General features: G+C 37.7%; 18 protein-coding genes and 1 pseudogene. 5 read left to right on the top strand and 14 right to left on the bottom strand.

Annotation, left to right across the window (positions count from 1 at the left end; genetic code table 11):
• Positions 1 to 125: 125 nt before the first annotated feature.
• Positions 126 to 578 carry a hemerythrin domain-containing protein gene (locus tag BMY13_RS03560; RefSeq protein WP_245735996.1) on the top strand — a complete coding sequence of 151 codons (453 nt, stop codon included), beginning with the start codon at positions 126 to 128 and terminating at the stop codon, positions 576 to 578.
• An 81-nt stretch (positions 579 to 659) separates the two neighbouring features.
• Here the strand turns inward: BMY13_RS03560 and BMY13_RS03555 are convergent, their stop codons facing one another.
• The 8 genes from BMY13_RS03555 to BMY13_RS03520 all read right to left on the bottom strand — a co-directional run bounded on the left by BMY13_RS03555 (position 660) and on the right by BMY13_RS03520 (position 9880).
• The gene (locus tag BMY13_RS03555) at positions 660 to 1982 is read right to left on the bottom strand and encodes a M14 family zinc carboxypeptidase (RefSeq protein ID WP_092502592.1); all 1323 of its coding nucleotides are present in this window, start codon (positions 1980 to 1982) and stop codon (positions 660 to 662) included.
• A gap of 260 nt (positions 1983 to 2242) precedes the next feature.
• On the bottom strand, positions 2243 to 3142 hold the full coding sequence (locus BMY13_RS03550) for a DMT family transporter (protein ID WP_092491650.1): 900 nt from the start codon (positions 3140 to 3142) through the stop codon (positions 2243 to 2245).
• A gap of 179 nt (positions 3143 to 3321) precedes the next feature.
• Entirely contained in the window at positions 3322 to 4332 is a 1011-nt protein-coding gene (locus BMY13_RS03545; RefSeq protein ID WP_092502590.1) for an aliphatic sulfonate ABC transporter substrate-binding protein, read from the bottom strand.
• A 21-nt stretch (positions 4333 to 4353) separates the two neighbouring features.
• Positions 4354 to 5115 (bottom strand): ABC transporter permease, encoded by a 762-nt coding sequence (locus BMY13_RS03540; protein ID WP_092491648.1) that lies wholly within the window; start codon positions 5113 to 5115, stop codon positions 4354 to 4356.
• Positions 5093 to 5890 carry an ABC transporter ATP-binding protein gene (locus tag BMY13_RS03535; RefSeq protein WP_092491647.1) on the bottom strand — a complete coding sequence of 266 codons (798 nt, stop codon included), beginning with the start codon at positions 5888 to 5890 and terminating at the stop codon, positions 5093 to 5095. Before BMY13_RS03535 ends, BMY13_RS03540 begins: the two co-directional genes overlap by 23 nt.
• 209 nt (positions 5891 to 6099) lie before the next feature.
• The gene (locus BMY13_RS03530; RefSeq protein WP_092502588.1) at positions 6100 to 7245 is read right to left on the bottom strand and encodes an aminotransferase class V-fold PLP-dependent enzyme; all 1146 of its coding nucleotides are present in this window, start codon (positions 7243 to 7245) and stop codon (positions 6100 to 6102) included.
• A 10-nt stretch (positions 7246 to 7255) separates the two neighbouring features.
• On the bottom strand, positions 7256 to 8728 hold the full coding sequence (locus BMY13_RS03525; RefSeq protein ID WP_092491645.1) for a Na+/H+ antiporter NhaC family protein: 1473 nt from the start codon (positions 8726 to 8728) through the stop codon (positions 7256 to 7258).
• Between the two features lie 21 nt (positions 8729 to 8749).
• Complete coding sequence (locus BMY13_RS03520) at positions 8750 to 9880, bottom strand: aminotransferase class V-fold PLP-dependent enzyme (RefSeq protein ID WP_175476699.1); 1131 nt, start codon at positions 9878 to 9880, stop codon at positions 8750 to 8752.
• A 51-nt stretch (positions 9881 to 9931) separates the two neighbouring features.
• Between BMY13_RS03520 and BMY13_RS03515 the strand changes: the two genes are divergently transcribed.
• On the top strand, positions 9932 to 10606 hold the full coding sequence (locus BMY13_RS03515) for a Crp/Fnr family transcriptional regulator (RefSeq protein WP_092491643.1): 675 nt from the start codon (positions 9932 to 9934) through the stop codon (positions 10604 to 10606).
• Between the two features lie 264 nt (positions 10607 to 10870).
• On the opposite strand, the gene BMY13_RS03510 is transcribed toward BMY13_RS03515, so the two are convergent.
• Together BMY13_RS03510 and BMY13_RS19675 are read right to left on the bottom strand one after the other, a co-directional pair.
• Entirely contained in the window at positions 10871 to 11731 is an 861-nt protein-coding gene (locus tag BMY13_RS03510) for a hypothetical protein (RefSeq protein WP_092502584.1), read from the bottom strand.
• 20 nt (positions 11732 to 11751) lie between these two features.
• Positions 11752 to 12159: pseudogene (locus tag BMY13_RS19675) on the bottom strand (CAP domain-containing protein); the annotation flags it as partial.
• A 540-nt stretch (positions 12160 to 12699) separates the two neighbouring features.
• On the opposite strand from BMY13_RS19675, the gene BMY13_RS03500 reads away from it, so the two are divergent.
• Positions 12700 to 13638 carry a threonine ammonia-lyase gene (locus BMY13_RS03500; RefSeq protein ID WP_092502580.1) on the top strand — a complete coding sequence of 313 codons (939 nt, stop codon included), beginning with the start codon at positions 12700 to 12702 and terminating at the stop codon, positions 13636 to 13638.
• Positions 13639 to 14166: 528 nt separating this feature from the next.
• On the top strand, positions 14167 to 14553 hold the full coding sequence (locus BMY13_RS03495; protein ID WP_092502578.1) for a hypothetical protein: 387 nt from the start codon (positions 14167 to 14169) through the stop codon (positions 14551 to 14553).
• Positions 14554 to 14736: 183 nt separating this feature from the next.
• On the opposite strand, the gene BMY13_RS03490 is transcribed toward BMY13_RS03495, so the two are convergent.
• Genes BMY13_RS03490 through BMY13_RS03475 form a run of 4 tightly spaced genes read right to left on the bottom strand, consistent with a single transcriptional unit; the run spans position 14737 to position 19123 of the window.
• Positions 14737 to 15546: a carbohydrate ABC transporter permease gene (locus BMY13_RS03490; protein ID WP_092491636.1), complete on the bottom strand. Its 810-nt coding sequence runs from the start codon at positions 15544 to 15546 to the stop codon at positions 14737 to 14739.
• A gap of 16 nt (positions 15547 to 15562) precedes the next feature.
• Positions 15563 to 16546, bottom strand: coding sequence for a carbohydrate ABC transporter permease (locus tag BMY13_RS03485; RefSeq protein WP_092502576.1), 984 nt, complete (start codon positions 16544 to 16546; stop codon positions 15563 to 15565).
• A gap of 60 nt (positions 16547 to 16606) precedes the next feature.
• Positions 16607 to 17902, bottom strand: coding sequence for an extracellular solute-binding protein (locus tag BMY13_RS03480; RefSeq protein ID WP_245735994.1), 1296 nt, complete (start codon positions 17900 to 17902; stop codon positions 16607 to 16609).
• A 48-nt stretch (positions 17903 to 17950) separates the two neighbouring features.
• A complete protein-coding gene (locus tag BMY13_RS03475) occupies positions 17951 to 19123 on the bottom strand; it encodes an ROK family transcriptional regulator (RefSeq protein WP_175476698.1) in 1173 nt (390 codons plus the stop codon).
• A 274-nt stretch (positions 19124 to 19397) separates the two neighbouring features.
• Between BMY13_RS03475 and argH the strand changes: the two genes are divergently transcribed.
• Positions 19398 to 20798 carry an argininosuccinate lyase gene (gene argH, locus BMY13_RS03470; RefSeq protein WP_092502574.1) on the top strand — a complete coding sequence of 467 codons (1401 nt, stop codon included), beginning with the start codon at positions 19398 to 19400 and terminating at the stop codon, positions 20796 to 20798.
• The last annotated feature ends 55 nt before the right edge of the window (positions 20799 to 20853 follow it).

The raw sequence follows: 20853 nt of genomic DNA, 5'->3' as shown, positions 1-20853 counted from the left end.
CTTATTTATATACTTACCTAAAACTAGAATTTCATTAACCCGGAACGGAGGGTCAGGTGCTTGTCCCTAATCCTGAAAATGCTATAATGAGGAAAAAATTGGATAGGCACAAGAGGAGGATTATAATGGCAAACCGTAAAGGCATTAAACGTCATGAGTCACTACAACCTCTGTCACGTCACCATATGATTGGGCTGCACTTAGCACTGAAGCTAAAACGAGCTGGAACAGATGAAAGCCGTTTAACAATAGAAGAAATTAAGCAGGAAACCGATGAATTCTGGAATCCAAATGGGCAACAGCATTTCAGGGAAGAAGAGGAATTTCTTTTACCTGCATACGCCCAGTATGCAAAAGTAGATCAGCCGGAGATAATAGAGATGCTTTTGGAACACGTAAAGATACGCGCACAAATGGATAATCTTATCAATGGAGAAGATGTCAGTTTAGATGTCATGCACGAGTTGGGTATACTGTTAGAGGCACATATCCGAAAGGAAGAACGAGTGATTTTTCCCATGATAGAAAAAGCATTACCTGAGGACAAGCTTCATGAGCTATCCCCTTATTTGCATTGAGTCATCGGTAGTTGAAAATTCTATCCGAAAAAATAACCACCTCCCTAAAAATGAGGTGGTTACTCTCTTATTCGGATCAACTTAAAAAGCGTCATCTTCCCTAGTTGTCGGATCACTTATTCTATTAGTTGATACAGGAATATCATCGTAGATTTGTGGATCTACATCATTAATCGTTCCATCTGATAGCCCCTTAAACACTTCATAAAGTGGCTTTTTAACAGTTTCTTTAAGCATACCATTTTGTTTTTGGCCCAATGTTTGGGTTTGGCCTTTAATTTCAATTAACATAATAGCAGCATCATTTAGTGCAAATGCTCCTAATGCAGTACCAGGCAAATTTACATCTGGATACTTTTGAATTGCTCCAAAATGTGAGTTACCATTTTGTAATGTAAGATAAGAAAGTGCGTTTACTTGTTTTCCAAGCTTTAAGACATCCTCATCAACCTCATATTTTTTACCAGAAAAAGGATCTTCATACGATTGTGTCGCTACAACGGCAGCAAGCTGAACAGGAACGGAACGATTGTCCTCGTCTGATAAAGTGTTAAATCCACGGTGGTGAACATCTACAAACACATCAGGCTGAAATTCCTGAAATACAGATGTTACCGTTCTTGACTCAGCTGTTACATAAAAGCCACCGTATCTACTGTTATTGGTAGAGCGACTATTCAGAAAATCAGCAACTTCTGACTTGTCCTGGTCTTCAATATTAAGGTCAAGATTCGGGTTATAGTCCCTATTCTGATCATATCCCGGAATTCCATAAACGATGCGCCCATTGTTATTTTGAGCTCGTTCACTGCCATCCTCATTATAATACCAAGGTGCTAAAGTATCAGCCGGTAATCCTAATGCTTCCGGATCCCAAGTTTGATGCGTATACCTAGTTGGATACCAGCTATCCTCATATTTATTGTCTGCACCTTCCGGATTAATACGTGGCATAATCCATATCGATACATTTTCCAAAATTTCATTTACTTCTTTACCATTTGATGAAAGCTTTTTGATAATATCCAAGGCAGCTTCCGTACTAATTTGTTCATTGCCATGGATTTGTGTAGTAATAAGTACTCGTTTCTTATCTGGATCACTATCACCAAATTTCACAACATGGAGTGGTTCACCCTTGTCCTCCGCTGTACTATATCCATCTGGTGATAGATTTGAATAACCTGCTATATCAAGCTTCATTTTTCCATTAGAGTTTCTTTCCAGTTTCTGGAGTTTTTTGTATAATTCCTCATTACTCATATAGCTAGAAAGCGAAATGTTTTGTTCGTTTTCGACGTAAGGGCCATTAGGACGAGATTGCGGGTCTGCAGTAACACTTGATGAGAAGACTAATGTGAATACAAACGTGATAGGAATTGCTAACTTGATTAACTTCTTCATGTCTATTCCTCCTAAGTGATTTGATAGTTTAATTATAGAGTAATAGACTTATATTTTCATGATTAATTAGAATTGTTTTAATTTTATAACAAATAGTAGTGTTCACCTAGTTAACTGTTAAATACAGGTAAAATAGACTATAAAATCCATATTGTACGGAAATTCATATAAAAGTATTGTCTTCGAATTCATAAAGAATTTGGAAGGCAGGGGGCTTGGGGCAATGAGAGGCTGGTAGATGCGGGACGAGGAACCTGACCCTACGTCCCTCTCCTCTTCATCAACATATACTCTACAGCACCTGTTCCAATAAATACACCGCTCAAAATCAAGATAAATCCAACTATGTGATTCATCGTAATTACTTCATTTAAAAAGATAGATGCTCCGGTGATCGCAAAAAGTGTGTTCATATTGATAAATAGGGCTGCTTCTGCTGGTCCTACTTTTTTTATGGCATAATTATATGTCATATGGCCAAACGCTGATGCAAAAACTGCACTGAACAAAAACACCGCTCCCAGCTTCCAATCAAACAGATAGGTAATCTCCTGAATTTCTGAACCAAAAGCCTGGCTCAATATAAAAATAAAAACCGAGCCAAGTAAAAGCATGTAACCAGTTGCCAGACGTGGATCAAATGTCGGTTTCAGTTTGCTAATCAAAACAAAACTAAACCCCTGAACGATAACTCCCAGAAACACGATGAAGTCACCTAATGAAATAGCAGCCAATCCATCAGCACCTGTCAATGTTGTTACGACCACTCCAATAAATCCTAAAATGAAGCCAGAGACCCTGAGCCACGTAACACGCTCACGCAAAATGATTACAGTCATCATCACGGTAACCAGAGGCATCATCCCTAAAATCAACCCACCGTTTATACCCGATGTCAAATCTAGACCAATCGCAACAAACGAATGATGTAAAACGACATTAAAAATAGCTATGTAAAAAATGACCAGCCACTCATGCTTGCGAGGTAACCTGAATATCCCCATCACAGCACAAATTATCAGCACAACAACCCCGGCAGTCATAATTCTAAAAGACGTCAACAGCATCGGGTCAATTGCATCAACAAGCACCTTCAGCGCCGATAGATTTAACCCCCACATTAACATTACCAGTAATAATAAAATATATATTTTAACCATAAAACTCTTCACCTAATTCCACAGTTGATTCTTCTACTCTACAATACTACCAGGGAACTGTCACGGGACAGTGGGGTCAGGTCCCTTGTCCCCCCCATTTCTATCACTGGGACAAGGTTCCTGTCCCCAGCGTCCCAGTCCAAGCAAAAAGCCAGCTCCGTGGCTGGCTTTTTCCTTTATTATTCAATAAAACTAGTATCAACTAATCCTTCTAGGTCTGGTTTTTCTTTTAAGAATTCAAGATCATGGGAGGAGTTTGCGAATTCTTGTAATACTTCTGCATCAACTTCATACGTGAAATTAATTCGTTCCCATGCGTTATCAATAACAGATGCGGAAAGTTCCTGATCGGTAATTTCCTTTATCTTTTTGATAGCAATTTCTTTAGATTCTGCTGGGTTATCTTGAATGAACTCTGTTGCTTTTTTGTGACCATCCACGATACTTTGAACGAGGTCAGGTTTGTTTTCGACTAGATCTCGTGACGTTACAAATACAGCTGCTGGTAATGTTTCACCATATGCAACATCTTTAGTATCTACGAGTACTTTACCGCTTCCTTTTTCCTCGATAACAGATGCCCATGGTTCAGGAACTGTAGCTGCATCAACGTTTCCTGTGGTAAACATGCTGTGATATGTTGCTGGTTTACCTGTAACATGCTTCATCTCTCCACCAGTTCGGTCGGATGTGATGCCATATTCTTCCTTCATCATTGTTTCAAATTGAACATCATGCGTGCAGCCTACACGTGGTGAGATAAAAGTTTTTCCTTTCATGTCTTCTGGTGATTCGATATTGGCGTCTTTTCTAGCCATAATCACCGTACCACCTGTTGATCCTGCACCAACAACATTAATTTCTGCTCCACTTGTGAAGTGATTCATCGCTGGCCCTGGTCCAACGAGTCCACCTTGGATGTCACCTGTTTCAATAGCTGTCATAAAGGCTGAACCATCCGGGAAATACTGATATTTTACTGTTGTTCCGTCTGGTAGTGTTTCTGAGTACAAGTCTTTTTCTTCAGCTACCATCCCAGCAACATGGTTAATGTTTGGGAAGTATCCTATCGTAATTTCTTTTGAACCATCACCACTTTCATCTCCACCTGATGCTTCACCACTGCTCCCGCATGCAGCTAATACGAGACTAAGTGCTGCTAATGCTATAATTGATAAAAATCTCTTCATTTTCCACTTCCACCCTTCATTTTATTTAACTAATCCCCAACGTTTCATAACATTTTTCTCTAATTTAGAAAATACAAGTTGATCGACGATTGCTCCAATCAGTCCGATAATGATAATAATGGCAATAACCTGATCCATCCTGGCATAGTCTTGTGCGTATCTCAATGAATATCCCAATCCGGGACCATTACTCAATAATTCACCAGCCATTAATGCGCGCCAGCTGAATGCCCAGGAAAGCCTGACACCAGACATGAAATATGGAATACTTGCAGGTACTTCAACACGGTAAAATAATCCAAACCCGCTTGTTCCCATCGTTCTTGCTGCTCGAACGAAGTGAGGTGGTACATTATGAATTGCCGACCTGACATTTAAGGCCATCACAAATGTGCCGCCTAACACAACGACAAATACGACAGCAAATTCGGTGAATCCAAATAACATAATAGCAAGCGGAACCCAGACAATACTCGGTATACTTTGCAATGCAATTAAATACATGCCCGCTGTTTCATCCGCCTGTTTCGATTTGCCTAGTATCACACCGACAATCGTTCCCAGGAGAATCGCCATGAACAATCCTGCAAATAAATGTTTAAAACTCGCCCCTAGTGCCTTGACGAAATCCCCTTGCGTAAATCCTTCATACAATGCTGTCCAAACTTTACCAGGGGACGGAAAAACAACATCTGCAAACACATTTATCGAAAAAACTAACTGCCATAATCCAATGATTGCAGCCAAAAATAATACACGTTTAACGACTATATTGAATTTCATTTGATAACTCTTCCTCTAAGACTTTTTTTATTTCACCTTCAAGCAAATCCATGACTTTCTTTTCATGTTCAATTACGACTTGGTCCTCACGCTTTCTAGGTCTTGGTATATCGACTTTAAAATCAGAAATCACTCTGCCGGGACGCGTCCCCATCACAATGACACGATCTGACAGTTTAATAGCTTCCTGGATACTATGCGTTACAAAGAGGATCGTTTTTTGTGTTTCCTGCCAAATTTTTATTAACTCATCCTGCAGTATATGGCGTGTTTGTTCGTCCAACGCTCCAAATGGTTCATCCATTAATAAGACCTTCGGATCCATTGCGAGAGCTCGAGCAATGGCAACACGTTGCTGCATCCCGCCTGACAGTTCATAAATAAAGCTGTTTTTAAATCTGCTTAAGTGGACCATTTTAAGATAGTGATCGGCCCGTTCATTAGCTTCTTTTTTACTCATAATTCCTTTTAATGGAAAGGTAATGTTATCTCGAACATTGAGCCATGGGAATAAGGAAGGTTGCTGAAAAACCATACCGCGTTCTCGTCCGGCCTGTTTAATTTCCTTTTCCTGAAGCAGAATTGACCCTGACGTTGCGCTCTCAAGCCCTGCGATCATCGATAGTAAGGTTGATTTCCCACAGCCAGAGGGTCCTAGAATAGACACGAATTCGTTCTCAGATACATTTATGTCAATATCGGAAAATACTTCAAATGATGACTGCTTCTCCTCGTCTGTAAAAGTCTTTCCAACATGATTCAATTCAAGAAACAATGAACTCCCTCCTTTTCACGACAATTCCTATCAACTAACTTGGTTATTACAGTATACTCATCTTGCCTTGCATGTGTCAATGGTTTTTGTTCCTATTTATGCATATTGATGAATCCTTCTTTCATAAAAATTAGCCACACATTTAAAAAACCCCACATAATATTTGTGGGGTTTGCTGAGGATTAGTCAATGGGCGTCTATTTAAATATCTATCCATTAATCATCTCAACCAACTGCTCAACTTCTGTTTCCGTTGTTCTATAATGAAACCCGATTCGAATTCCTCCAATTCCGTTAATAGATCGTAAACTAACTTTCATATCGTTCTCGGAAAGTTTATTAAATAACTGCCTCTCTTTATCAATCCCATCTTTATTTGTTAATGTTATAATGGATGACCATGTATTTAGTGAATCACTCCCTAAAATCTCATAACCTTCCATTAAATACATTCTACTTCTAAATAATTTTTGTAACTTCATAATATGTTCTATAGCAACGTCTATGCCAAAGTTCTGCCAACAAGCAATACTTTTACTTAGCATCAGGGCTCCAAGGGCATTTATCATTCCACCTGACTCAAAAATACTGGCATCATTTCGACGTGACATATCAGTTAAATCAACTAACTTCCGTGTTCGTGATTCAAGATAATTAACCCAACCTACCTTAGGCTCCTTAAGATTAAAGTATCCATAATAAGCTGGACATATTTGTTTAAGCAAACGATCACTAATGTACATAAAGCCTAATCCAAATGGGCTATTTAATAATTTATGTCCACCCACAATGTATGCATCAATCTGATCATTTTTTAAGTCACGTCTAAATACACCTGCCTCCTGAATCCCATCAATTATCCAAAATTCATTAGACTTTTTGTCACGTAACTTCAAAAGATCCTGGAATGAGAAACGGTATCCACTTACTTCTTGAACAGCACTCATGCACAGAATATTGGCATCCCTGCTCAAACAGTTATTTATTGTATTCGCAGAAATTATCCCATCCCTGGTCTGGCAGTAGTGTATTCCATCAGAACGATCCCATACGAGTGCACTGGACATGAACTCAATATCTGGAACCCCTACTTCAACATCAATTTCAGAATCTCTTAAAGCAGATGCAATAGTACCGAGACCTTCTGTTGTATTGGAAATAAACGCTATGTTATCAGCAGAAACGTTATATAAATCAGCTATTTGTTCTCGTGTTTTCTCTACTAGTGTTACCATTTCCAATGTATAGTCTTTTTCGCTTATAATATTCATTGGTAGCTGAGTTAAAAATGCTTCTGCTTCCTTTAGAGCCTCTTTATCTGGTATACCTAGTGAGCCATAATCAAAATATACCATCTAACAATCCTCACTTCGCCGCCTTATTGAAATCGTTATCATTTTGTTCATGACCATAAATATCTATTGATTCTGCTTGATATTCATCTTCACTCATAAATTCAAGACCCCATCCACTAAATGCTGCATACACGATTACAATGACCATAGCTATACAGTAAAACACATAAGGTACAACACCTACTGGGTTAAAATTTGGATATACAGCTAAATCAACCGTTCCGCCAACAAATGCAAACGGAATTAACAACCCTACACTATAAGGTAAAAATCCAATAATTGATGTGGAGCCGGCGTCAAGTAAATTACCTCTTCTCCAGGGCTGAATCCTAAATTTGTGTCCAAGTCTTCTAACAAAATCACCTAACATAACCATTGAAGGGGTGCCGGCTGTCGTTAGTGCATTTAAAATTAGCGTAGCGAATACAATTACAACTTCAGCACGCTGTGGTGTAGTAGCTACAATCTCAGCCTTTTCAATTAGCCAATCCAAAAAACCACCACGTTGAAGTGTCCCAATTAAGGCCATCAGGAATATTGTAAAGACAGCAACTCCTACCATCCCAAAAATACCATCTAAAATAATCCCTCCAGCAGTGAACTCCTCACGGTTTATAGACAAAATATTTTTGAACCCTATTAAGCCTGTCACAAGCCCCAAAATAAGTCCAAAGGCATTAGAGTATAATAAACCCTCAACAAGGTCTCGCCCTTTTATCATTAAAAACAACAGTAGTGCAGGAACTAATAACATAACTAATCCTAGAGGTGAAATATCTTCAGGTGGCTGAACTGATCCTGAACTATTAGAAAAAAGTGCAAAAATGATATAAAGCCCTATAGTTATCGAACCTGCAGCAATTGCGTACCTAAGGCGACTCTTAACAACTCTATCAATATCTGTTCCTTGCGAATACGCAGAAACTATTGTCGTATCTGAAATAGGAGCCAAATTATCACCTACATAAGCACCACCAATAATTGCACCAATTATTAGCAACGGATCTCCTCCTAGCGCATAGCCAACAGGGAATAATATAGGACTCGCTGCAATTAACGAGCCAACTGCTGTTCCAGTTGCCATAGAAATAAGAGCTGTAATCAAAAATGCAATTAACGGAAACCATGCAACTGATAACCCTATTTCCAATAAAGACCACACCAATCCTTCAACAAGGCCAGTTGATTGCAATAACTTAGCCATAATTCCTGCTAAAAACCATGCTAATAACATAATTGCCAGCATACGCGAGGTAATCCCCTGTATTAGTGAGTCTATATATACCTTTTTATTCTTTGCTAACATTAGTCCTACTAGTAAAGCTAATAAAATCATCGGCCAAAAGGCTTCTGGTAAAGCTGCTCCAGTAAACCCAAGCCATAAGATTCCAATAAACATTACCCCAAAGGGAACCAGTAAAATCGGTACGCCCCCATAGAATTCCAGTTTTCTATTCGTTACATCCTGCTTATCTCGAGACATGTTGACTCCTCCTCCAAAAGATTAATTAACTAATTTAGCAAGTTCTTTTATTGCTAACCTAACGTCATCTTTGGTGTTATAAAAATGTGGAGCGATTCTAACAACGTCATTTCGAGCTGAAACAATAATACCTTCATTCTTTAATAAACCCTCAACTTCTGATGCATTTTCTACATAAATTGCAGTGTTAGAAGCTTTACTCTTTAGTGAATTAGGACTTTTAACCATTAACCCCCTTTCTGCTGCTTCTTCAATCGCAATCTGAGATAATAGTTTTAAATGTTCTTCAATATCACCTATTAAGTATTGATTTAATACTTTTAACGCAGCTTCTGCCGCAAAACCGTTAATCATCGGAAATGTTCCTGAATCAAAGCGCCTTGTCCCCCCTCCGTAGTCAACGTTTTTAATATCAAATGCAAATGGATTACTCTGCCCAAACCATCCTGTAATTTTAGGTGTCATCCGGTCCGCAATTTCTTTCTTAATATATAAAAATGCGATACCTGGAATACCTAATGCGTACTTTTGCAAACCGGCAGTCAGCATATCTATATCCATTTCCTTAACATCAATAGGACATTGACCTAACGATTGATAAGCATCTACAGATAAATACGCTCCCTTTTCATGGACAACTTTTGCAACTTCCTTTAAATCTTGTTTAAAACCATCATAAAAGGAAACATGCGAGGTATTTACAATTAATGTTTGATCATCAATGTGACTATCATAATCCTCAGCCTCAATAAATCCGTCTTTCTTATGACCAATAAAATCTATATCAAATTTATCTTGATGAGATAGCCAAACATGACCAACTGTAGGAAAGTCGAAATCAGCAACTAAAACTTTTTTTCTCTTCTGATCTGTTAAACTAGTTGCTATACTTGATACACCATGTGATACACTAGATACAATAGCTATTTCACTAGGATCAGCATTAATCATTTTTGCAAATTCAGAACGAGCGCTTTCACAAGCTTGCATCCATCCTCCCCAATCCATTCCGTTCTCTTCCCAGGAGGACATGTATTTATTAATAGACTCTTTCACATCAACGTGCATCGCACTTTGAGAGCAGCTTGAAAGTTGGATTTTATTTTTTAAAATTGGAAAAGACTCTCTTATTTTATTAATATCATTTATCACTATAATCATTCCTTTCAAAACTATAAATATAGTGGGAGGTTCATAATTAAAATGGAAATACTAACGCAAACAATATCCCCTTGGTTAGAAAACTTAGACTATGACTGGAGCCCACTTATTGACCAAGCGAAAACGAAAGAACTCACTTCAAACATTCATATCTACGACCAAGGCGATCAAGCAGACACTGTTTTTCTAGTTCTGTCCGGACGTGTAAGACTATTTATGCTATCAAGTGATGGGAGAGAAAAAGCGATATCAATAGCCGGAAAAAACTGTCTAATGGGCGAAAACCGGGTACGAAAAGATAACACCTACTTTGAAAATGCAGTAACTGCCTCTTCAGTTAGCATTGCGTATATACCCTACGCCAAATTTGAATCGATTATCTATGATAATAAAGATCTTATGGCACAATACATTGATTTGCTAAACACCAAATTACGATTAGCTACTGTCTATAACCTTCACCTTTCATATGGAAGTTCTATAAAACGTATTTGTGACGCTTTCTACCATCTTGCTATGAACTACGGTAATAAAAAGGACGACGGAATTACCATCCGAATTCAATTTACTCATCAAGAACTTGCAAACCTAATTGGGACAAGTAGAGTAACAGTCGCAAATACGGTAAATAATTTGTTGAAACAACAAATTTTAGTAAAAAAAGGTAAGTTTTATCACATCCCAAAATTATCAAGGTTAATCAATACCACTAACTAGTACAATTGTGCCCTAAGCAAAATAAAAAGTCTGTTAAATACTTTACATATTAACAGACTTTTTTATATTTTCAGATTTAGGAAAATTTGTTAACAGCGGAAGTAGGAACGCCCTGCTTACAAAAAAGAAATTGATTTAGTGGATTTTCGCAAGCAGCCGAGGATGCTGAATAAGACTATTGAAGGAACATTAACTGTTTGTTCTTTTTATCTGTTGGAGCTTCTCTGGACTCTATAGCTTTAGTCCTACCCTACTACAATTCAATTACAATTCAACCAAAACCCCTGTCTTATCATCTCTCTGTTTCATTCGAGGAAATTGGATACATTGCGGATCATCTTCTTCTCTTTTCTCAACTTCAGCCAATAATCCATCTAGACCATCGTTAAAAGCTATTTCAGCAGTCTTACTCCACGCATTGATTTCATCCAATTCTGTTGGCAAAAGCAGCCCGTCACTTAATAAAAGAATTCCGATAACTCGATTGAGCGGAATTCTTCCATACTCAATATAAACAAACGCCTTATCACTGCCATCAATAATGCTGTAACCATCAGCCGAATTAAGCTTATCCCGATTCCGTAGCAACGTAGGTTTAACCTTTTCTCGAAGCTCTTTTAAATCCAAATCGTTCCCTGCTTCCTCACGTAACTTAACCAATTCACTAATTGCCTCTTGATCCAGGTATTGGACCAAATCATAAGTGACAGTTCGTATTTCATCGCTTTCATATTTCAGAAATAGCATGCAATCTCCTGCATGAAAATAGTCAAAAGCTAACCCGTCTTGCTCAAATTGGACAGCAGCTACACCTGTTGAACTTCTCTGCTTTTTAGGTATCTCATTAATACTGGGAGTATCTAAATTTCTAAAACTAGTCTCATAGTATTCCACAGCTTTTTCACTTAATCTGTAATTTGCTGCCTGCATACTTTCATAGAGGGATTTAGCTTGTGTAACCTGCTGCAATTCTTTCTGTACAGCATGTGATGCTAGATAGCCCGGCATACCATCCAAACCTGTTGCACCATCAATAGCTGCAAAGATATGAGCATCTTCATTTATAACATAGGCATCCTCATTAATATCTTTATCGCCCTTTTTGTATATCTTGGTTACTTTCAAATCAATTAACCTCCCCCAACCTACCTTGGTGTCATAAATAATTGCGTCCAGTAGGTCTTATATGGCAGCCCAGCACCTTCAACATATCCAACACCAATATGCGTGAATCCATCCTTCATAATATTTTTCCGATGACCTTCACTGTTCATCCAACCCTCTACAACCTGTTCAGGACTGCGTTGCCCGGCTGCAATATTTTCACCTGCTAAGCTATAGTTAAAGTTGAATTGCTGCATCATATCAAAAGGTGAACCATATGTTGGCGATGTGTGGCTAAAATAATTGTTTTCAGCCATGTCCTGCGATTTCTTTCTGGCAAGACTGCTTAGACGGTCATGCATTTTTAGTGGATCTAAGTTCTCTTTTGCCCGTTCTTCATTAACGAGTTCAACTACTTTCTTCTCAAACTCGGAAGGATCTTTAGCCTCAAGGTCCGAGGACGCACTTTGCTCTGTAGAACTTCCTGGGTTCGTTTCTCCACCTCTTGGAACTCTCACCAATTGAGTTAAATTATCTTTAACTTCCGCTATACTTATATCATTGTCAGCGAGCCATTCTTTTATATTTATTGTCCATTTATCAAAAGTCGCTGCTTCTATTTTGTCAGCCTTCCACGTTTTCTGCACTGTATCTGGTGTTTGAATCGACACCATAAATAAAATAGCAACAAACACAAATAACCATCTCAACATTTGTGTTCACTCCTTCGTTTGTGAAATCTCTCTAAACATATCATTTCTGCAGTCAGACTGTCTATATCGTCTGTGATATCTGCATAAATACGCACAATGTAATATTTCCCTTTTTTTATCATTAAAAAACAAACTTGAAATATTATTAGGCATTATCACCAAATCTCAATTAATTTAATCGAAAAGAAAACTGCTAGATTATATGGTAAAATAAATCACATAATTAACGGGACGATGAGCCTGTCCCTCTTGTCCCCCATAAAGGAGTTGTATCAATTGATCACACTAAAAAACATTCATCAAGCTGCTGAAAAGATTTCTGATACGATCAATGAAACACCAATCCTTACTTCCACAGCGCTTTCTTCAATTTGCGGGAATAACATGTTTTTAAAAAGTGAACATTTGCAGAAAACAGGTTCCTTTAAAATAAGAGGTGCTACAAATAAAGTGAAACAAGCCGTTCAAGATGGGGCGACATACGTAACAGCAGCTTCCTCTGGAAATCACGGGCAAGCAGTTGCTTATATTTCCAACATCCTTGGAGTTCCAGCCACAATTGTTGTGCCTGAGGATGCAACGGCCAGTAAATTGAATGCCATCCGAAACTATAATGGTGAAATCGAGGAATGTGGGACGACTTCAGCAGAAAGATTGCCTCGCGCAAAGGAATTAGCAGCTAAAAAGAATGGCGTGTTTATTCCCCCATATGACGACCCATATATCATGGCAGGGCAAGGTACAGTAGGAGTGGAGATATTGAAGCAGTTAGATGATGTTGATGTGGTAGTTGTTCCCGTCGGTGGAGGTGGTCTTATTTCCGGAATATTAACAGCAATCAAGGAAACGAAACCACATGTGAAAGTTATTGGAGTCGAACCGGAAATAGCTAACGATACACACCTTTCGTTGGAAAATGGAATAATCACATCAATTCCTGGAACAAGTACAATTGCCGACGGGCTGCGAACGAGTCAGCCTGGTGATCTGACATTTCCGATTGTGCAAAAGTATTTAGACGACCTGGTATTAGTCAGTGAAACAGAAATCCAGCAGGCCCTATTTTTTATTCTCGAACGAATGAAACAGGTCATTGAACCATCCAGTGCTGTCGCAATAGCTGCGGCGATGTTTGGGAAGTTGGGTGTACAAGAAAAAAACATAGCATGTGTTGTTTCTGGCGGTAATCTGGATGTGCGTAAGCTTGGGACATAGGGTCAGGTCCCTTGTCCCGCTGCTGTGGTACCGGGACGATGGACCTGTCCCCTGTTGTCCCTCGAAGGGGATAGAGGCGCTTATTATTCATTATATAATCATCAGGGTAAACTAAAGATGAAGATAGGTGTTGAGTTTTTAAAGAAAAAAGGGGATATGAAGAAATTTATATCCTTTCTTACTGAAAAAAATCCTTCAATTAAACTTGATAAATCATGTGAAAGAAGGTTATAACGGGACGGAGGGTCAGGTTCACCGTCCCGCTACACACCATCCAATTAGATATGAAACAAGAAATAGTATCTATTTTAACTATAATCGATCCTCACGTAATAAAAGTGGCATCGGATAAATATTTTTATCCAGATGCCACTTTTTCAGCTTGAGAAACGATAGTACTTAAAAGAAAGGTATTTTCTGCTTTAGCAAAAAATGGACCGCTGACCCAAGAGAAAGTAGCCCAAAAAACACCATGCTATCATAACAATCCTTATCAAAAAATATACATTTAGATGAGGGGGAATTGTTGTGAGTGAAATAAAATGTCTTGTATGTGGCGGAGAGCATTTCCGTAAAGGATATTATACTATTGATGTTAATGTTGATATATATTCAACAGCTTATAATGATGTAAGAACTATTGCAAACAGTTTCGAGTACCCAGTTGATATCGATGTCGATGTAAATACTGAACTAGACCATCAAACAGATGCGAGGGCAGATATTAATCTAATGCTAGTACCAGAAGAAAAGAAATCCTTTATTGATCGCCATTCTGATGTTTATAAATATGCTTGTGAGGATTGCGGCTATATTATGACATTTACAAAAGTAAAAAATGTTAAAAGTAAAAAAGAAGAAAATGAACAAAAACAGAGGGAGAATAATTATGATTGGACTGATTTTGGTAATTAGGGGAGCTGATGACTGAAAACGTGATCGTATTTTTCATGCGGAGTTTTTGAAAGCTTGGGTCTGGGACAAATAAAACGCCCCTACCATCCCAACGTTCCCATGTGGACGACTAATTAAAGAATGCATCTCCCAAAAATGTTCACCTAGGAGATGCACCCTATTTTAATAGCATGTTTCTCTTCATTACTTCATACCAGTTAAAACAATACCTTTAATTATATGACGCTGCAGTAGAATAAAAACCAGAATTAATGGAATAACAGAAATAGTAGCTCCAGTCATTATCAAATGCCATTGGGATTCAGCCTCCCCAGATGAAAAGTACGATAACCCTACAGGCAAGGTTCGAAGACTTGAGGATTCTGTTACAATCAATGGCCACAGAAACGCGTTCCAGTTACTAAGAAAAGAAAAAATACCTAAAGCAGATATTGCTGGCCACACTTGCGGAACAGCTATCTTAAAGAAAATTGAAAACTCATTCATGCCGTCAATTCGTGCAGCGTTCAATAAATCTTCTGGAATCTGTTCCATGAATTGTTTCATCAAAAATACTCCGAAACCAGTCATTAGACCCGGAAACAGTATCCCCCAATAAGTATTGGTCCAGCCTAGTTCCGAACTCATCATGTACCATGGAATAATTAGCATTTCTACTGGTACCATCAAAGTACTAAGTATCACTATAAATAAAAATTTCCTTCCAAAAAAAGTAAATTTTGCTATGATATAGCCAACAAGTGTATCGAAGAATATTACACTCACTGTCGTAATAACTGCGATAATAACACTATTTAAAAACCACCTGATAAACATACTTTCTTGTAAAACCTCAATATAATTTGCTAAGGTTGCACTTTCTGGAATAATATTCAGATTAAATATATCCATTGGTGCTTTTAAAGAAGTAGATAACATCCAGATAAATGGAAAAAGCATAACAACTGCGCCTATTATTAGGGCTATATAAGGTAATAACTTTCCTGGTTTCATCCTCACACCTCCTATATTAATAATCAAATTTCTTGGTTAGTACTTTCATTTGGAAAATAGTCAAGCCCAAAATAAATAGGAACAATATTACAGTTGCTGCAGAAGCCATTCCCATATCATATTGTTGGAACGCCTGTTGATAGATATAAACAACAACTGAAATTGTAGAATCTAGCGGTCCACCGCTACCATCTGAACTCATATTAATTACCTGGGTGAAGGAAACCTGGATAAACGTAATCATTCCAATAATGGCTGAAAATACGATAGTTGGGTTAAGTAGCGGAACAGTAACATTCCAAAATTTTTGCCATGGGCTAGCTCCATCAATATCAGCTGCTTCATATAACATTTGTGGAATGTTTCCCAATCCAGCTAAAAATAAAACCATTTGGAATCCGATTGATTGCCAAATCATAGCTGCTGCTATAACATAAAGTGCTTGATCTGGAGAACCTAAAAAAGGTTGTGGGGGTAAACCTATATTTATCAATACATCATTAATAAAACCGTTACCCATAAAAAGCCATTGAAAAACCCAACTTATGGCAACAATACTGGTCACATATGGAATAAAGTAAATGACTCTAAATAAGCCCTTAAACCGATTGATCTTGTGCAGTAATAGCGCAACGGTTATACCGAATAGCAATTGACCTGCAACGCCTATTACAATATAAATAAAAGTATTTAAAAGGGATTTAAGGAAAACTTCATCCTGAAACAGCGCTACAAAATTATCAAGGCCTACAAAGGGGCGCTCCCCAGTTGCAAGGAGGTTCCACTCCCTAAAACCCATATTAAATGTAAATAAGGTTGGCATAACTCGTATGCCTAAATAGAAAATTAATGGGAGCAATAGACTGATAAATATAAAGAAATACTTTTGATATTTATGGGTCTTTCTGAGTTTATAAAAGAAAGGTGCTTTTTGTTTAACTTTTTCCTTTTTTTTATCATATTCTCTATCATAGTCTTGAGAAGATTTTAATTGTTCCATTATGTACCCCCTTATTGTGAAGAAAGGAGAAGGGAAATACCCTTCCCCCATCAAAACCTTCTATTTATCACTCCAATACTCATCATAAAGTTCCTGTGTAGAATCAACCATTTCATTGAATGCTTCCTCTGGATCTGCTTCTTCCAATAAAACTTTATTAGCGGCATCGATCACAATATCACGTTCCTTAGTTTCATCTATAAAGAAATGAGCATTTGCAAAAGGTAATGATTCAATAAATGGACCGTATATTTCGTGATTTACATATTTATCCTGCATTGCAACTGCTTCTTTAGCAGGAAGTTCTCCTGTAGCGTCCAACCACTTTTCCATTACACCCTCACTTGTTAAAAACTTTATAAATTTAGAGGCAGCTTCCAATTTTTCGCCCTCCACGTCTGAAGTAATACCATTAGTCCAGAAAGAAGCATTAGTGGATTTTTCATCCTTTGCAGGAAGTGGAGCAACTGCATAATTCAAATCGGGAGCATCACTCTGCAATGTTCCTATCCGAAACGACCCATCTATGTTCATAGCAGCTTTTTCTGACATAAAAGCCGTCACATCATCGGTATAAAAACCTTGCTCTGAGGTTCCAAGTTCTCCAGGGAAACTTAACCAATATTTAAATGCTTCAAGCCCTGCAGATCCTTCCCCCCAAACTACTTCTTTTCGATCGTCACCTAAAACTTTACCGCCAGCTTGATACGTCAAGCCATCTCTTAGCCAATGATGCCCCTGTTGTGAAGGTTCCCAAGCTAATCCAGACTGCTCAATTCGCCCGTTGTCTTCTGCTTTCGTTAATTTAACAGCATAATCCTGTAGTTCATCCCATGTTTCGGGTGGAGCATTGGGATCAAGACCAGCTTCTTCAAAAAGATCTTTATTATAGAATAATGCTAGTGTTCGAACTGCTGTTGGTATTGTCCAGTATTCACCATCCAGTTTTGTAGCTTCCACTAATGGGAAAAATTCATTTTCAATTTCCTCATGTGAAAAAGTATCTTGAGGCAGCGGCTGTAAATAACCAGAATCTACATAAGACGGAACCCATCCATAAAATAAATTAATTACATCTGGCCCATTTCCTGCTGGCACTTGGGCAGCTACCTGTTCATTATACTGATCATAAGGAAAAGTTGTTTGCTCAATAGTAATTCCCGGATTTTCTTCCTCAAACTCCTTAATTAACTCATTCATTAAGTTAACCTTTGAATCGAAAGCATACTGCCAGTATTCTAATGTAATATCACCATCAGACCCTTCTGCTGCGTTTTCCCCGTCTTCATCCGAGCATGCAGACAATATAAACAACACCATTATTCCCAGCAATATCAATTGCCATTTCTTAATCATTTAAAAACCCCCTACTCATAATTTATAAAACCAAGATTCATTAAGTAATCAATCTTTCAAAATAGACTCGTGTTCTTTTAACAACAAATAACCTGCCCCTAACAATGAAACATCCTTAACAGATGTTATTTCAAGCTCTGTTTGTATAGGTATATGCTTTTCAATTGTTGCAGATAAATATGGTAAAAATTGATTCATAGATTTTGAGATTCCGCCCCCCAATACAATCCGTTCAGGGTTTATAATGGAAATCACATTTACTAAGGCAAAGGCAAGATGCGACAGGGTTTCATTAATCACCTCCAAGGCAATTTCATCTTTGTCCATGGCCATTTGGAATACTTTTTTTGCTGACCAAACTTCATTTACACCATTTTTGCCCACTAAATTACTAAGCATTCTCCGTGAAATAGAAGGGCCCCCAACATGGTTATCTAAAAATCCATAACCTGTAAAAGTATGTTCATATTTTTTCTCTGCTGTATCTTTATCAGTAACCATATACCCTATCTCACCTGCCGAATAAGAGGATCCGCGATAAAGTTGACCATTGATAATCACGCCGCAACCAATACCGGTTCCTAATGTTATGACAAGAAAATTATTATTTTCCGTACCCATTCCTTTCCATAATTCACCTAGAGCAGCAACATTTACGTCATTGTCGAGATAAACTGGGAATGGCAGAAGATACTCCATTTGCGATTTCAAAGGGACGTTTTTCCAACCAACACTAGGAGCATCAACCACAACACCTTTATTCACATCAGTTATTCCAGGTACTCCAATGCCTGCACCGAATATTTGATCATTTTCAAGGTTACTATCTTTAATTAGTTTTTTAATCATATCAGCAATTACTGGGGTAAGTTGACTACCTACAAATGGTTGTGTTTCAAAAGATAGTTGATTTATAACTGTCCCTCCAAGGTTCATGACAGCCATTTTCACAGAGGTGCCCCCAATATCTACGCCAACAAGATAGTATGCCTCCTGGTTAAAGTAAATTTTGAATGGTTTTCTTCCACCAGAGGAGCTTCCTCTTATACTTTCTTCTTCACTGACCCACCCTTCTACCAACAATTTATCAACAACATTAGATACAGTTGGCTTACTAATAGATAGTGCCTTAGAAATGTCAGAACGTGAAATTCCTGGATTTCTTTGAATATAACGAATAATTATTCTTTTGTTTAAGTCTTTTATGTTATTAGAACTCACCATGATGCCTCGGGTATATATGGTTTTTCCCTCCCTTCAAAAACAATTCACTTTCCAATAAGTTAGTAAAGTTTACTTATTAATTAATCACACAATACTAAAATATTTCAGAAAAGTCAACGCTTTCATTTGATAATTTTACTAACTTGTCCATTTTTCTGAATAATCAATGCTTTACAATGAAAGCGCTTTTGTATAGACTAATAATAATATTTAAATAAGTAAGTAAGGTTTACTAACTATAATTTTTTTATATTTTGGAGGTCGAATTGGGATGAAAGAATTAAAGAATGAATTTGAAGCTACCGATGGTGTTGAATTTCCAGGGGAAGTGTATGTGGAGGAATTATTAAAACCCATATTCAATGACCAAAAACAGTACTTATTTGAAGCGATGTTTAAAATAAACAAAGCGCATACGACTATGCTGACAGAGCAAGGGATTCTTACCAAGGATGAATGTAATAAGGTTTTTGAAGGATTAAATCTAGTAGAAGGCTTGGATCGAAGTGATTTATTGTATACTGAAGAGTTTGAGGATTTATTTTTCCTTGTAGAATCTAAAATTGGGAATCACATTGGTGATGAATTGGCGGGTAAAATGCATATTGCAAAAAGTAGAAATGATATGGGTGAAGCAATGTACCGTATAGTGTTACGAAACTATCTAGAGCAGACTATAGATAATGCAGAGAAATTAAATCAAGTAATTCTCTATCAAGCAGAACAACACATAGAATCTATTATGCCTGCCCATACTCATACCCAACCGGCACAACCAACGACATTCGGACACTATCTAGTCGCAATATATGATAATTTATCAAGAGACATTGAAAGATTAAAACAGGCATATAAGACAGTAAACCAATCTCCTATGGGCGCAGCTGCCATTACTACAACGGGATTTCCTATAAATCGAGAGCGAATGGCCGACTTGCTTGAGTTTGATGGGTTAATTGAAAATTCCTATGATGCAATTGGTACAGGGGATTATTTAATAGAAGCAGCACAAGAATTAATAAGCCTTATGACAAATATGGGTAGATGGATTCAAGAGTTTTTACGAATGTCATCAAAAGAGGTTGGATTGTTACAAGTATCAAATGCATATGTTCAGGTTAGCAGCATTATGCCACAAAAAAGAAATCCTGTTTCTGTAGAACATTCTCGCGCCATTGCTAGCAGTGCTGCAGCAGAGGGGATGGCAGTACTTCATATGATTCATAATACACCATACGGAGATATAAATGACACAGAAGATGATTTGCAGCCTCATCTGTATGGTGGATATCAAAAGGCTAATAGAGTGATAAAATTAATGCGAGCTGTTATTCTTACATTAAATTTCAATAAAGAGCGTGCTCATCAGCAAGCAAAGGAAAATATGATTACGATCACAGAACTTGCCGATGTACTTGCCCGGGATTACGGTGTGCCCTTTAGAAAAGCACATAAAAAGGCAAGCACTATAGCAAAACGTGCTAATGAAGAAAAGAAGGAACTTTATCAAATACCATTATCTAAAGTGAATGAATGGTTAGGTAATGTTCAATTAGAAAATAATGATTGGGAATCCATCATTGACCCCAAACAATTTGTAGAACGAAGAAAGGTAACAGGGGGAACAAATCCTAAGGTAGTATTAGATATGATACAACGGAGGAAAAGGTAAAAATTTATTCTTGAGAAGTTTGTGTCCCCTTAAAACTATTATTAATACGGGGGGG

The sequence above is a fragment of the Virgibacillus subterraneus genome, from assembly GCF_900110695.1.
GTDB lineage: Bacteria > Bacillota > Bacilli > Bacillales > Amphibacillaceae > Lentibacillus > Lentibacillus subterraneus.
This window is presented reverse-complemented; position numbering and strand designations above follow the sequence as displayed.